General features: G+C 66.1%; 14 protein-coding genes and 1 other RNA gene. 4 read left to right on the plus strand and 11 right to left on the minus strand.

Going from position 1 to position 12,907, the window contains the following annotated elements:
- The first annotated feature begins 43 nt into the window (after positions 1–43).
- Together VM621_RS18380 and VM621_RS19670 are read left to right on the plus strand one after the other, a co-directional pair.
- Positions 44–709 (plus strand): MerR family transcriptional regulator, encoded by a 666-nt coding sequence (locus tag VM621_RS18380; RefSeq protein ID WP_325470412.1) that lies wholly within the window; start codon positions 44–46, stop codon positions 707–709.
- A complete protein-coding gene (locus VM621_RS19670) occupies positions 706–1,134 on the plus strand; it encodes a hypothetical protein (RefSeq protein WP_414674574.1) in 429 nt (142 codons plus the stop codon). Before VM621_RS18380 ends, VM621_RS19670 begins: the two co-directional genes overlap by 4 nt.
- Positions 1,135–1,246: 112 nt before the next feature.
- Here VM621_RS19670 and VM621_RS18390 read toward each other — a convergent pair whose 3' ends face one another.
- The 11 genes from VM621_RS18390 to VM621_RS18440 all read right to left on the minus strand — a co-directional run bounded on the left by VM621_RS18390 (position 1,247) and on the right by VM621_RS18440 (position 10,912).
- On the minus strand, positions 1,247–4,039 hold the full coding sequence (locus tag VM621_RS18390; protein ID WP_325470414.1) for an AAA family ATPase: 2,793 nt from the start codon (positions 4,037–4,039) through the stop codon (positions 1,247–1,249).
- The gene (locus tag VM621_RS18395; protein ID WP_325470415.1) at positions 4,032–4,745 is read right to left on the minus strand and encodes a hypothetical protein; all 714 of its coding nucleotides are present in this window, start codon (positions 4,743–4,745) and stop codon (positions 4,032–4,034) included. Before VM621_RS18395 ends, VM621_RS18390 begins: the two co-directional genes overlap by 8 nt.
- Positions 4,738–6,048 carry a hypothetical protein gene (locus VM621_RS18400; RefSeq protein ID WP_325470416.1) on the minus strand — a complete coding sequence of 437 codons (1,311 nt, stop codon included), beginning with the start codon at positions 6,046–6,048 and terminating at the stop codon, positions 4,738–4,740. The genes VM621_RS18395 and VM621_RS18400 overlap by 8 nt, the downstream gene beginning before the upstream one ends.
- A 2-nt stretch (positions 6,049–6,050) precedes the next feature.
- Positions 6,051–6,647, minus strand: a complete 597-nt coding sequence (gene folE / locus VM621_RS18405; RefSeq protein WP_325470417.1) for a GTP cyclohydrolase I FolE — start codon at positions 6,645–6,647, stop codon at positions 6,051–6,053.
- A gap of 133 nt (positions 6,648–6,780) precedes the next feature.
- Positions 6,781–8,238, minus strand: a complete 1,458-nt coding sequence (locus VM621_RS18410; RefSeq protein ID WP_325470418.1) for a DNA recombination protein RmuC — start codon at positions 8,236–8,238, stop codon at positions 6,781–6,783.
- 112 nt (positions 8,239–8,350) lie between these two features.
- Complete coding sequence (gene rpiA / locus VM621_RS18415; RefSeq protein WP_325470419.1) at positions 8,351–9,007, minus strand: ribose-5-phosphate isomerase RpiA; 657 nt, start codon at positions 9,005–9,007, stop codon at positions 8,351–8,353.
- Complete coding sequence (locus VM621_RS18420) at positions 9,004–9,462, minus strand: EVE domain-containing protein (RefSeq protein ID WP_325470420.1); 459 nt, start codon at positions 9,460–9,462, stop codon at positions 9,004–9,006. Before VM621_RS18420 ends, rpiA begins: the two co-directional genes overlap by 4 nt.
- Positions 9,459–10,070, minus strand: a complete 612-nt coding sequence (locus VM621_RS18425; protein WP_325470421.1) for a 5-formyltetrahydrofolate cyclo-ligase — start codon at positions 10,068–10,070, stop codon at positions 9,459–9,461. The genes VM621_RS18420 and VM621_RS18425 overlap by 4 nt, the downstream gene beginning before the upstream one ends.
- Before the next feature lie 109 nt (positions 10,071–10,179).
- Positions 10,180–10,363: non-coding RNA, 6S RNA (gene ssrS, locus VM621_RS18430), on the minus strand.
- A 7-nt stretch (positions 10,364–10,370) separates the two neighbouring features.
- On the minus strand, positions 10,371–10,679 hold the full coding sequence (locus tag VM621_RS18435) for a cell division protein ZapA (protein WP_325470422.1): 309 nt from the start codon (positions 10,677–10,679) through the stop codon (positions 10,371–10,373).
- A gap of 8 nt (positions 10,680–10,687) precedes the next feature.
- The gene (locus tag VM621_RS18440; protein WP_325470423.1) at positions 10,688–10,912 is read right to left on the minus strand and encodes a TIGR02449 family protein; all 225 of its coding nucleotides are present in this window, start codon (positions 10,910–10,912) and stop codon (positions 10,688–10,690) included.
- 115 nt (positions 10,913–11,027) lie between these two features.
- Here VM621_RS18440 and VM621_RS18445 point away from each other — a divergent pair, with 115 nt between their 5' ends.
- Both VM621_RS18445 and VM621_RS18450 read left to right on the plus strand, forming a co-directional pair.
- Complete coding sequence (locus VM621_RS18445; RefSeq protein WP_325470424.1) at positions 11,028–11,594, plus strand: UPF0149 family protein; 567 nt, start codon at positions 11,028–11,030, stop codon at positions 11,592–11,594.
- Positions 11,591–12,883, plus strand: coding sequence for an aminopeptidase P N-terminal domain-containing protein (locus tag VM621_RS18450; protein WP_325470425.1), 1,293 nt, complete (start codon positions 11,591–11,593; stop codon positions 12,881–12,883). Before VM621_RS18445 ends, VM621_RS18450 begins: the two co-directional genes overlap by 4 nt.
- Positions 12,884–12,907: the final 24 nt, after the last annotated feature.

The following is a 12,907-nucleotide window of genomic DNA, read 5'->3' on the forward strand; positions in this document are numbered from 1 at the left end:
CTGCCCCGGCACTCCGATAATTTGCGTCAGATAGAATTGGGGGATGACCAAAGCTCGCAATTCAATCCCGCTCGTAGGTATCGGACTCTATTCCTTTGCCGAAGCCGCAACGTACATTGGCGCACCGTCTCATCAGCTGCGTCGGTGGATGAACGGGAGGCTTTGGAGGTCACAACTGGCTGGATCGGGTGTCGACGGCATCGGGTTCAAAGACCTGATCGAACTCCGGTTTGTCCGGGCACTTCGGGCGGAGGGCGTTTCGCTCGCCGTTGTAAGAAGGATGTTCGAAATCGCACGGCAGCAGCGGTCTTCTCCCTATCCGTTTACGTCCCCGCACTTTCGAACGGACGGAAAAGAGATTTTTCTCAGGACTGTCGATGAGATCGGCGAACGTTCGCTCGCCGATCCCGCTCGGCAACGCGTAGTCATTCAGAAGATCATCGGATCCTCGATTCGCGAGGGCGTCGAGCTGGATTCACGCGGTGAAGCGACTCGATGGTACCCGCTGAGGAGATCGAAGGCCGTCGTCCTGGATCCGTCGAGGGGGTTTGGTAAGCCGATCTTGAGCGCCTCCGGCGTGCCGACGATAGCTCTCGCGACTGCCGTGGTCGCCGAAGGCGGCGACGAGAGGCGCGTCGCTCGCTATTTCGAGGTGTCACTATCTTGCGTCAGAAGAGCAGTGCAGTTCGAGGCCGAGCGTTTCAGGTGAGAGCCCAGCTCGACGAGAACCTGCCTCCCGCTCTGGCTCGTGCTCTGCATTGTCTCGCCGAAGACGATGGGCACTCAGTTACTCACGTCACGGCTGTCGTTCCCCGCGGGACGCCGGACGTCGAACTCCTGCTGGAAACATCAAAGTTGGGCGTTCACGTTCATATTACGCAGGACCATCACCACCGACGTCCCAACGAGCGCGATACCATCGCGACTCTCAGCATGGCCGTCTTCGTCCTCGCCAAGGGTTGGCAAGGCCAGCCGTTCTTCGATAAGGCCGCTCGACTTGTTCAGTGGTGGCCGCGAATCGTCGAGCAAGCAGAGGCAACGAAGCCCCCTGCCATATTCTTGGTTCCCTGGTCGGTTGGAGCCAAGGGGCGTTTCGAGCGGATCAAGGTATCGAGCGTCAAAACCAGGCGATGAGGTCAAGTGCCTCCTGCTCGCTCCATCCGCCCTTTGGTCCGCTTGCTGTCGAAACACGCACGGATGCCGCGGGCGTCGGGGCTACCCCAGGGCGAAAGCTGTCCACTCCGGGTCACGCTGCCGCCGTCCGCCTGCGTAAGACCGCCAGCGGCTGCGCCCAGGTCGCCCCGGGCCGCCGCTTGCTGGTGACCAGGGTGAGCTCCGAAGGCTGGAACACATTGACGTTATGGGTGGCCGGCGTCGTCAGGATGTACTGGGCGCGGGTCGACTTGAGGAAGGCGCCCACCTTGTCGATGTTGAAGATGTCCAGGTGCGCGAAGGGCTCGTCGATGAAGACGAAACCGCCGGGACGATCCTCGTCGCGCATCAGGGCGACCAGGAGCAGCAGCGACTTCATCACCTGCTGGCCACCCGATGCCTCGCCATCGTCCATGCCGATCCAGCCCTTCTTGTCGAACTCGAAACGCACGTGGAGCGCCGCCGACGCCAGCGCGAGATCGTCGTTGCTTAGCTCGGGCAGGTCGACGTCCACACCGATACCGGCCAGTTCGGCCAGCACCTTGAGATTCTTGGCATAGCGACGAACGGTGTTGCGCAGGACCTGGATGTACGCGCCGCGCGCCTCGTGGGTGATCCGCGATGCCCGCTCGAGGTGGATACGACGCTTGTCGAGATCCAGTTTCAGGCCGTCGTGGTCGGTCCAGAGCTTCTCGCGCAGGGCGACCACGCTGGCGTCCTGTTCCCAGTGACCTTCTTCGAGGCGGCGCTCGATACGCTCGATTTCACGACGCACGGCCGCAGGCGACTCGTAGCGTTCGCGTAACGCCGCCATCGCGGCGCGACTGCGCTGGGCAAGGCCGACATGCGCACGTTTCGCACGGAAGGCCTTCAGTCGTTCGATCTGGTCGTTGCGCAACTGGTGGTGCTGGCGCACGGCGTCGGCAAGCTGGTTCTGCACGGCGCGCTGTTCGCGCGCGGCGTTGTCACGCGCGTTGGATGTCTTCAGGCGCTTCTCGCGCACCGCCTCGTAGTGGGTCTCCGCCGCCACGTGACTGTCCGCGGTGCGCTGGACGTCTTCGCGCAGCCGTGCCTGTTGTTCGCGCGCTTCGTTGAACTCGTCCGCGCGGTCGGCCAACTGGCTGCTGGCGCTGGCGCCACGCAGTACGGCCTCGGCGTCGGTCGCCCGGGCAAGGACTTGCTTGCGTTCGTCGGCGATATCGCGAAGGCGGCCTTCGATATCGCGTAGCTTCGCCTCGCCGTCGCGCAATTGTCGATCGCGCGCGGCGGCACCGAAGTACATGTCGTCGACGCCGAGGTGGCGGCCGCCGCGGCGCTCGCGAAAGTAGCCCTGTGGCGTGATCCAGTCCTGTTCGCGGCCGAACGTCGAACCGTCGGAAATATCCTCGACGCGACGGATACGGTCCAGGTTGCGCAGCAACCAATCCGGTGCTGCGGCGGAAAACTCGACCACCTCGAGCAAGGAGCCGCGCGTGGCGGTTTCCGCCGGCGCGCGATCGGCGACGACGAAGTGCTTGTAGCGATGCTGTTCGCCCAGCTTCCAGGCCTTCTCGCGGTCGCGGGGATCGTCGAGCAGGACGACATGGCGATAACCGGCCAGCACCGCTTCCACGGCGGGTTGCCAGCGCGGCTCGACGATCTCGACGATCTCGCTGAGCATGCTGTGACGGATACCCGCGGCTTCGAGAGCGCGGCGGAAGTCGGCTTCGAAGTCGGGCGTATAACGGCGGCCACTGCGCCACGCCGATAGCTGGCTGGTGAGGGTGGCCAGTTGCTGGCGCAGGGTGGTTTCTTCGCCCTGCAGCGCGTTCACCCGCGCGCGCGCGTCGCGGGCCACGTCGGCCAGACGCTCATGGTCGGCCCCGCCCTGCGCGGCAACCATCTCGCGCAGGCGCGACTCCTGCTTGATCAGCAGGTCGTTCTGGGCGAGCTCGGCGCGTGCGGCGTCGAGGCTCTTCTGCGTCTGCTGACGGGCGAGGTCCGCTTCGTGCTGTTCGCCGCGCAAGGTGTCGCCATTGGCGTCGAACTCGCCCAGCTGACGCGTCAGCTCGCCATCGCGTGCCTCCAGCTCGCCGACACGACGCTTCACCCCGGTCAGCGGCGGACGCGCGCCGCGGATGCCCGCAACGAGCTCGGCCAGTTCGGTGCGCGGCAGGATGTCGGCGACCAGATCCACGCGCTCGCTCTTGAGCGCGTTCCATTCCTGGAACGAGCGTGCACGGGCCTCGGCCTCCTGCAGGCTGACGCCGATGAGGGAAAGCTGATGCTCCAGGCCATGCTGTTCGCGATCGGCTTCGTTTTGTTCGTTGCGCGCGCGCTGGTAATCGTCGAGCACGGCCTTGTCGCCGAACACATCGAAGACCAGGTCGAGCAGCGCCTTCGGCGGCATCTGGCAGAGTTTGTCGGTGGCGCCCTGCTCGAGCGTCAGAACGCGGCGGATCGCCTGCGACAGGCCGGCGCCTTCCAGGCGCACACGGTATTCGCGCAGGCCGAGGAAGTCGTTGCGCGCCTCGATCTCTTCGACGCTCACATCACCGCCGACGACGGCGTATTGCCGCGTCCACTCGCCGCCTTTCTTCTGGATGCGGCAGGCGAGGGTGACCTCGCGGTCCATCAGCGGGAAGAACGGACGCTCGCCGCTGGGTCCCGGTGTATTGCCCACACGGGCGCGCAACCACGCGAAGGGCTTGCCGTTGTGACGCAGGTAGCTCTTGTAGTCGCGGTTGCCGGCACAGTCGATCGTGAGCAGGGTGCGCAAGGCGTCGAGCAGTGTGGTCTTGCCCGAGCCGTTCGGGCCCACGACGGTGACGATGTTGGTGTCCAGCGGCAGGATGAAGCGTTGCCAGTAATCCCAGTGGACGACTTCGAGGCTGCGGAAATCAAACATCGGCGTTCTCCTCGGTCTCGTCCATCGGTTCGTCGTCGATGTCGTTGTCGTCCGCCGGAGCCGCAGGCGGACGTGCGGCGGCTTCGGCGAGCAGGTCGCCGAGGGCGCCATCGAGGATGCGCCGTGCGGTGCGTTCGTAATCGAAAGCGAGGTCGAGCAGCGGGCCCTCGGCGACGTCGCCCTTGCGGCGGACGATGAAGCCGAGCCGGTTCAGCGTGCCCAGATTGAAGCCGACGCGCGTCTTGCCGCCGAGCTTCTCGCCGAAGTCGGCAAGCAGGGTGCGCTCGGCGATCACCGGCGACATCGTCGGGTCGCGTGGAATGGGTTTCTGCTCGGCGAACATCTGGCTCTGAGAGGCGGCCGCTTCGACGTCCTGGCGCTCGACCTGGCGCTGCCGCTTCGGCAACACGATCAGCGCCCAGATGACGACGAGCAGCGCGACCCCGTCGCGGTCCAGCTGCAAGGTGTTCGAGATCCAGCTGTCGCTGCCGCCGAAGACGGCGCGCTCGCTCTTTCGCGCCACCGCCAGGCCGATATACGCGGCGTAGGGGTGTTCGCGCAGCTCCAGGCCGACCGCTTCGAGACGGCGGTCGAGTTCTTCGCGGAAGGCTTCGTCGAGCAGGGCCTTGCGCGCCTGGACATCGTCGCGCGGCAGCCAGCGCTGGGCGAGCAGCCGGGTGACCAGGGTGGCGGTTTCATCATGCATCGGGAGTGTCCTTCGCGGCGGTTCGCGGACGCAGTCGTCCGGAACTCACCAGGGCGATCTGGGGCAGGTCGGTCTCGATCAGGATCGGCTCGATTTCCAGCGTGAGCGGCAGCCGCGCGAGCTCGGCCGTGCCGCCTTCCAGCGCGGCCGATTCGGGGTCGCCGAGCAGGCCGAGCAGGGAGAGCCGGTAGGCGGACAGCGCATAGTCGTCGCCGATCAGGGTGTCGGCGAGTTCGCGCGGCGTCGCGATCGCGGCGAGTTCGCTGTGCCAGTGCTCGAGGAAGCGCAAGTCTTCCTCGTCCATCGGCAGGTCGGCGGTGTCCGGTGGCTCTTCGGCGCCCGGAAGCGCGGTGCTTTCGGCAGCGAGACGCTCGCGTTCGAGCAGTTCGAACTCGGCGACATCGAGGGCGATCTGGTCGTGGATGAAGGGCGCCGGCAGCGGCATGAGCAGTTGGCCGTCCTCGAACGCGGCCAGGGCGTCGACATCGAGCGCGCGCAACCAGCCGACCAGATCGGATGACGACAGGCCGGTACGGCCCAGATGCACGCGATGCTGGTCGATCTTGTTGAGCTCGCGCTGGAAGATGCCGGCCTGGCGCAGCAGGGCGCTTTGCGCACGGCCGACCGCCTGGGCGAGGCGGTGTGCCGCCGGTTCGAGCTCTTCCTTTTCCGTGATGCCGGCGACGACCTCGGTGCCTTTTTCCACCCAGGTCCATACCGAATCCAGACGCTCGGCGGCGCGACGGATGCGATGTTCGGAACCGGAGAGGACGGCGCGATCGAAGTCTTCCTTCAGCTCGCTCAGGCGCGAGAGCAGGTGACCGAGTTCGTCCACCGACACCCGGCCGACGGCCTGGCCGGCGGCCAGCTGCGCGGTGAGATAGCCGAGGCCGTCGTCATCGTCGTTCTCGAACTCCAGCATCACGGCGAGCGCGCCAAGTGCCTTGCGGCCAAGCGGGCCGACACGATAACGCTGCGTTTCGTTGTCGTAGACGAGGAGTTCGTGGTCCTTCAGGCGCTGCACCACGGTTTCCAGCTTCACCGTGTCGACGAAGGCCAGGTGATCGCGGATCTCCTGCGGTGTCCACTCCGGGGCATGCGCGCGTGCGCCCAGCGTGCGCAGCACCAGCAGGCGCAGCAGGACCTGGGCTTCGCCGCCATGGAAGAGCGCCGAGAACGCACGCAGCAACCCACGCCCGCGCAGCAGCGGGAAGACGGCGGGGAGGTCCTCGGCGACGAAGCCGTCGCGGAAGAGATCCTGCAGGCGTTCGTCGTGGAGGGTGGTGTCGGTCGGTCCGCTCAACGTCAGCGACGGTCGACGCCGACGAAGCGAAGGAACTCGCTGCGCGTGCGGGGATCTTCGCGGAAGCTGCCGAGCATCTGGCTGGTGACCATGGACACGCCGCGCTTGTGCACGCCGCGGGTGGTCATGCATTCGTGGCTGGCATCGATCACGACGCCGACGCCGCGGGGACGCAAGGTGTCTTCGATGCAGTGGGCGATCTGCGCGGTGAGCTTTTCCTGCACCTGGAAGCGACGCGCGAAGCCGTCGACCACGCGGGCCAGCTTGCTGATGCCGACGACGCGGTCGGTCGGCACGTAGCCGACATGCGCGCGGCCGATGATCGGCGCCATGTGGTGTTCGCAATGGCTTTCGAATTCGATGTCGCGCAGGACGATCATTTCGTCGTAGCCGTCGACTTCCTTGAAGGTACGGCGCAGGTATTCGGCCGGATCTTCGTCGTAACCCTTGAACCAGTCCGAGTACGCCTTGACCACGCGCTTGGGCGTATCCAGCAGACCCTCGCGTTTGGGATCCTCACCCGCCCACATCAGGAGCGTGCGTACCGCTTCTTCCGCCTGTTCGCGGGTGACCGGGCGGGACTTGGCGTCGTCGCTCATCGGGGGATTCCTCGGGGATCAAACGCCTATTGTATAAGGAATGTGGGAGCCGCTTCAGCGGCGAAAAGCCCACAAAGCGGTTTGGCCGCCGACCCCACCGCCGACACACGCCCACACAAAGCCGGCCCCGGTGTTAGTCCTCGGACTGATCCGGCGAGGCCTCGGCTTCCGTCTCGTCGAGGTCCGCCGGCAGCTCCAGCAGGGCCTGGGACTGGTCGCCGGTCAGTGACTCCACCCCCCGCAGCTTGCGCTCGATGGCCCGGGTACGGGTGCCGGCGCTGTCGATGCTGTTGCGCACCGTGTCCAGTTGCTTGCGCGTCCGTTCCAGCACCGTGCCGAACTTGCTGAACTCGTTCTTGACCGCGCCGAGCACCTGCCACACCTCGGAAGAGCGCTTCTCGATGGCCAGGGTGCGAAAACCCATCTGCAGGCTGTTGAGCAGGGCGGTGAGCGTGGTCGGGCCGGCGATGGTGACGCGGTACTCGCGCTGCAGCTGGTCGGACAGGCCCGGCCGGCGAATCACCTCGGCGTAGAGGCCTTCGGTGGGCAGGAACAGGATGGCGAAGTCGGTGGTGTGCGGCGGGGCCACGTACTTGCTGTGGATCCGCTTGGCCTCCTCGCGGACGCGCAGTTCCAGGGCTTTACCGGCGACGAGGACGCCATCGGCATCGGCGGCGTCCTGGAAGTCGAGCAGGCGCTGGTAGTCCTCGATCGGGTATTTGGCGTCGATCGGCAGCCACACCGGGGTGCCGTCCTCGGTGCCGGGCAGGCGGATCGCATACTCCACGCGGTCGGCCGAGCCGGGTACGGTAGCGACGTTGGCCGCGTACTGTTCGGCCACGAGGATCTGTTCCAGCAGGGCGCCAAGCTGAACCTCGCCGAAGGTGCCGCGGGTCTTCACGTTGGTCAGCACGCGCTTGAGGTCGCCCACGCCGGCGGCAAGGGCCTGCATTTCGCCGAGCCCACGCTGGACAGCCTCCAGGCGCTCGGACACCAGCTGGAACGACTGGCCCAGGCGGGTTTCGAGGGTGGACTGGAGCTTCTCGTCCACCGTGGCGCGCATCTGCTCGAGCTTGGCCGCGTTGTCCTGCTGGATTGCCGCCAGCCGGGTTTCCAGCGTGGCGCGGATCTCGCCGAGGCGTTTCTCGTTATCGGTCGTCAGTGCGGCGAAGCGCTGGTCGAGCAGTTCGCCGAAGTGCTTGAGGGTGAGCGCGGATTCCTCGCGGGTCTTGCGCGCATCGTCGGCCAGGCCCTGGCGCAGGGTCTGCAGGCCGATGTCGGTGCGTTCGGTGAGCTGGTCGAGGCGGCGCCCGAAGCCTTCGATGCGCTCGTGCTGCCGTTCGGCGGCAAGCTGCATCTGTTCCTGCACGTGGCCGCGAAACTGGCTGAAGCTGTCGCCCAGCTCGCCACGGCCGGCACGTTGTTCGTCGCGGAGCACGCCTTCCAGGCGGCGGCTGTCTTCGCGCAGGGCGTCGAGGCGACCGGCGTTGCCGTCGTCCTGCTTGCCGCGGGAAAGCAGGAGCACCAACAGGCCCAGACAAGCCAGTGCGAGCACCAGCAGGACAATGAGGAGAATGGATTCGAACGTCATGGGGCGAGAGGGTACACCGGCTTGTGTGGGAGCCGGCTATGCCGGCGATGGGGGCCGTTCGCTAAACCGCCCTGCTGGCTTTTCGCCGCTGAAGCGGCTCCCCCATGGCTTTTCAGATCTCGCGATTGCCCACGATCACGACATCGGCCGGGCGCTTCGCGAACAGGCCGACGGCCACCACGCCGACGATCTGGTTGAGCGTGGCCTCGAGCTCCACTGGCTGGGTGATGCGCCAGTTGTGCACGTCGAGGATCCAGTTGCCGTTGTCGGTGACGACGCCGTCGCGCCACACGGGCTGGCCACCGAGGGCGACGATTTCGCGGGCGACGAGGCTGCGCGCCATCGGGATCACTTCGATCGGCAGGGGAAACTTGCCCAGGACGTCCACCATCTTGGTGGAGTCGACGATGCAGACGAACTTGTCCGATGCGGCAGCAACGATCTTTTCGCGCGTGAGCGCCGCACCACCGCCCTTGATCAGGCGTTTCTGCGGGTCGCACTCGTCGGCGCCATCCACGTAGAGATCCAGGCGGCCAGCGGCGTTGAGGTCGAGTACGTCGATGCCGAGCTTGCGCAGCCGATCGCTCGAGGCTTCCGAACTGGACACCGCGGCCTTGATCTTGTCGCGGAAGGGGGCGAGCGCATCGATGAAGAAATTCACCGTGGAACCCGTGCCCACGCCGATGATGCCGCCCTTGAACGTACCGTTCTCGACGTAACGATGCGCCGCGGTCTCGGCGGCGAGACGCTTCTCGTTGTCCTGGCTCATGGCTTTTCCAGCGTGAGGATGAAATCCCAGTCGCTCTTGGCGACCGGCATGACCGACAGGCGGTTTCCTTTGCGCACCAACGGCATGTCGACGAGTTCGTCGCGGTTCTTCAGTTCTTCGAGCGAAATGGTACGCGCGAGCTTGCGCTCGAACTTCACGTCGATCAGCACCCAGCGCGGTTCCTCGCGGGTCGCTTTCTCGTCGTAGTACTTGGATTTCTTGTTGAACTGGCTCTCGTCCGGGTAAGCCGGCGAGGCAACGGTAGCGATGCCGACGATGCCCGGAATCTCGGTGTTCGAATGGTAGAAGAAGATCTTGTCGCCGACCTTCATGCCGTCGCGCATGAAGTTGCGCGCCTGGTAGTTGCGCACGCCATCCCAGGGTTCGGTGCCTTTGCGCTTGAGGTCATCGATGGAGAAAGCATCCGGCTCGGATTTCATGAGCCAATACTTCATACGGCGCCACCGGTGCAGTCGATCAGTTCTTTGTCCGTCGCGATGTAGTCGAGCGAGATGTCCCATTCGGCCGTCGTGATCGCGTCGAGTTCCTGGAAGTGATAACCCACGCCGACCAGCAGGGGCTGCGCCGGACGCGCCTGGCCATGCAGGAACTCGAAGCTGCGGTCGTAATAGCCGCCACCGAAACCGAGGCGATTGCCCTTGCGGTCGAAGCCGAGCAGGGGGACCAGTACGAGGTCGAGCTTGCTGGCCTCGACGGTACGCTCCGAGGCCCTGGGCTCGGGGATGCCCATGTCGTTGGATTCGACGTCCTCGCCCGTGGTCCACGGGGCGAAGGTCAGCCGGCGCTTGCCGCCCGACTTGGTCACGATAGGCAGGTAGAAGGTCTGGCCGCGCTCGGCGAGCGGCGCGATGGCCAGGTTGAGCGGCAGCTCGCCGCCCGTGGCCCAGTAGCCGGCCACGTGTTTATCGGTGAGGAACTCGGGCAGTTGTTCGAGCGAACGGCGCAGGCCCTGGGCCGCCGCAACGCGCTCGGCCGGCTTCAGCTGGCGTCGGCGCTGGACGAGGTCGGCTCGAAGTTCGCGTCTCTCGGGAAGCTTTGACATGGGGAGCCCAGCTGAACGGCACGGTCGAAGGTTGCCGTCGAGCCGCCCCAGCCGGTGCCGCGACAGGGGCGCTGACCGGCCTGGGGGCCGATCGGCTGATTAAGGAGAGGCGTTCTCCGCGATGCCGCTGCGCACCAAACGACCTTGATCCAAAGGATCAGGTGGGAGAGCTACGCGGCATCCAGGCTTTCCGCACGAAGGCGGACATGCACAACAGCCACGAAAAGCCGACCCGGGGTCGTATGTAGGAACAAGGCAAATGTAAAGTGCGCTGGCGAACACCGCAGGGAACGCCTGCGGCTATTTTACCGGTGCGTCGAGCAGACCATCAAGCTTCTTGCGAAGGGAAGCCAGTCCGTCGGTCAGCACCCGTTCCTGCGACTCGTGCTCCTTTCTCAGCGAAAGCAGCTCGTGGGCGATGCTGACGGCCGTCAGGACGGCGATCCGGTCGAAACCGGGCACCTTGGCATTGGATTTGAGTTCGCGCATCTTGCCGTCGAGGAACTGGGCGGCGGCGATCAGGCCGGCCCGTTCCTCCGGTGCGCACGCGATATGGAATTCGCGGTCGAGAAGGCGGAGGGATACCGGTTCGCTGGCGGTGGCATTCATGTGACAGATCAGCCCGTGTTCTCGAGCGCCTTGAGGCGCTGGATCATCGCTTCGACACGGCCGCGCGCCTGTTCGTTGCGCGCCATGAGTCCCGCACGTTCGTTCGCCAGCTGTTCCTGGCTGTGCCGCAGGCTGCGGTTTTCCTCGTTGAGACGGCGAACGGTATCGACGAGCCGGTCGAGCGTCGCGCTCAGGGCATCCACTTCGGCTTTGAAGGCATCCGGGTTCGTCATGCGCGGACTATAACAGGACGTTCGCGCTTGTCGGCAGGGGGTGACGATCGAGGCCAAGGACGGCGTGAAGGCACCTGCATTAGACTGCGGGGCAACGTTCTCGAGGAGTACCCCCATGTCGGCCAATCAGACCGTCGATCCCGAAGAGGTCGCCGAACTCATCGGGCGGTGCAAGCTGGCCATGTCGGTAAGCGAATTCCATGGCGCCCTGGTGGGTTACATCAGTGCCGGGGGCCGTTTCCCGCACGGGTCGGTGCTGGCGGCGCTCGAACTCGAGCCGGACCAGGCGCCGACGGCGGACGAGCAGGGCATGCTCAACCGCCTCCGTCACCAGACCGAGGAATGGCTGGCCGATCCCGAGCTGACCTTCTCGCCGTGGTTGCCGGACGACGACGCCCCGATTCGCGAGCGTGCGGAGGGCCTGAGCGAGTGGGCCGAGGGTTTCCTCGGTGGTTTCGGCCTGGGCGGTTCGGCGGAAGCCAACAAGACCATGAGCGAGGAAGCGCGCGAAGTGCTTACCGACATGGCCGGCATCGCCACGACGGAGTTCGAGTTCGACAAGGACGACGACGTCAACGACGAGAACCTGACCGAGATCGAAGAGTACGTCCGCACCGGCGCGTTGCTGCTGCACGCCGAATTCAGTCGCGTATCACGACCGGCCAGCGACACCCTGCATTGATCGCCGCTGCCGAGTACGCCCGGCGCCGCCGGGAGCTGATGCGCATGGCTGGCGAGGAGTCGGTCCTGATCCTCGCGGCGGCTCCCGAGCGCATGCGCAATGCCGACGCCCCGTGGCCCTACCGGCAGGATTCCGATTTCCATTACCTTACGGGCTTCGGCGAGCCCGAGGCCGTGCTCGCCCTGCTGCCCGGTCGGGCCCATGGCGAAACCGTGCTCTTCTGCCGGGAACGCGACGCCGAGCGGGAGCGTTGGGATGGCGAGCGCATGGGCACCGACCGCGCCGCGCGCGAGTTGCGCCTCGACGACGCCTTTCCCATCGACGATATCGACGACATCCTGCCCGGCATGATCGAGGGCAGGGCGCGGGTCTACTGCCACTTCGGCCAGGAGCCGGACTTCGATGCGCGGCTGCTGGGCTGGATGCGCCGCCTGCGCACGGCGCGCGGCGGTGGTGTCGTGCCGAAGGACCTGGTCGCCCTCGGCCACCTGCTGCACGACCTGCGCCTGTTCAAGTCGCGCGACGAACTCGCGCTGATGCGTCGGGCGGGCGAGGTGGCCGGCGCGGCGCATCTGGCCGCCATGGCGCTGGCTCGCCCCGGCGTGGCCGAATACGAGATCGAAGGCGAGATCCTGCGCAGCATCCGCAGTCAGGGTGCGGTACCGGCGTTCCCGCCAACCATCGCCGGCGGTGCCAACGCCTGCATCATGCACTACCAGGCGAACCGCGCCACGCTGAAAGACGGCGACCTGCTCCTGATCGACGCCGGTGCCGAGGTCGAATGCTACGCCTCGGACATTACCCGCACCTTCCCGGTGGGTGGTCGTTTCAGTACCGCCCAGCGCGCGCTCTACGACATCGTTCACGACGCGCAACTGGCCGCGATCGACGCGGTGCGTCCCGGCCGCTCCTTTGGCGACGCGCATGACGCCGCCGTCCGCGTGATTGCCGAGGGTCTCTGCGCCGTCGGCATCCTCAAGGGTGGCGCCGGGCGTGCGATCGCCGAGGGCAGCTACAAGGCCTACTTCCCCAGCAAGACCGGCCACTGGCTGGGTCTGGATGTGCACGATGTCGGCGACTATCGCATCGACGGCGAGCCCCGCGTGCTCGAGGAAGGTATGGTCGTCACCGTCGAACCCGGTATCTACGTGCCGCCGGGCGACAAGACCGTCGACGAACGCTGGCGTGGCATCGGCATCCGCATCGAAGACGATGTCGCCGTCACCAAGGGCGCGCCGGATGTGCTGACGGCGATGGTGCCGAAGTCCCCCGAGGCGCTCGAGCGCTGACGAAAGCGGGGTGGCCCCCGCCCC

It is taken from the genome of Luteibacter sp. (genome assembly GCF_035539195.1).
Classification (GTDB): domain Bacteria; phylum Pseudomonadota; class Gammaproteobacteria; order Xanthomonadales; family Rhodanobacteraceae; genus Luteibacter.

Bases quoted from the DNA above. Each gene is read 5' to 3' on its own strand.
- VM621_RS18390 (WP_325470414.1), bottom strand. From the start codon at position 4,039: ATGTTTGATTTCCGCAGCCTCGAAGTCGTCCACTGGGATTACTGGCAA.
- VM621_RS18435 (WP_325470422.1), bottom strand. From the start codon at position 10,679: ATGAATGCCACCGCCAGCGAACCGGTATCCCTCCGCCTTCTCGACCGC.
- rpiA (WP_325470419.1), bottom strand. From the start codon at position 9,007: ATGAGCCAGGACAACGAGAAGCGTCTCGCCGCCGAGACCGCGGCGCAT.
- VM621_RS18425 (WP_325470421.1), bottom strand. From the start codon at position 10,070: ATGTCAAAGCTTCCCGAGAGACGCGAACTTCGAGCCGACCTCGTCCAG.
- folE (WP_325470417.1), bottom strand. From the start codon at position 6,647: ATGAGCGACGACGCCAAGTCCCGCCCGGTCACCCGCGAACAGGCGGAA.
- VM621_RS18420 (WP_325470420.1), bottom strand. From the start codon at position 9,462: ATGAAGTATTGGCTCATGAAATCCGAGCCGGATGCTTTCTCCATCGAT.
- VM621_RS18445 (WP_325470424.1), top strand. From the start codon at position 11,028: ATGTCGGCCAATCAGACCGTCGATCCCGAAGAGGTCGCCGAACTCATC.
- VM621_RS18440 (WP_325470423.1), bottom strand. From the start codon at position 10,912: ATGACGAACCCGGATGCCTTCAAAGCCGAAGTGGATGCCCTGAGCGCG.
- VM621_RS18395 (WP_325470415.1), bottom strand. From the start codon at position 4,745: ATGCATGATGAAACCGCCACCCTGGTCACCCGGCTGCTCGCCCAGCGC.
- VM621_RS18380 (WP_325470412.1), top strand. From the start codon at position 44: ATGACCAAAGCTCGCAATTCAATCCCGCTCGTAGGTATCGGACTCTAT.
- VM621_RS18410 (WP_325470418.1), bottom strand. From the start codon at position 8,238: ATGACGTTCGAATCCATTCTCCTCATTGTCCTGCTGGTGCTCGCACTG.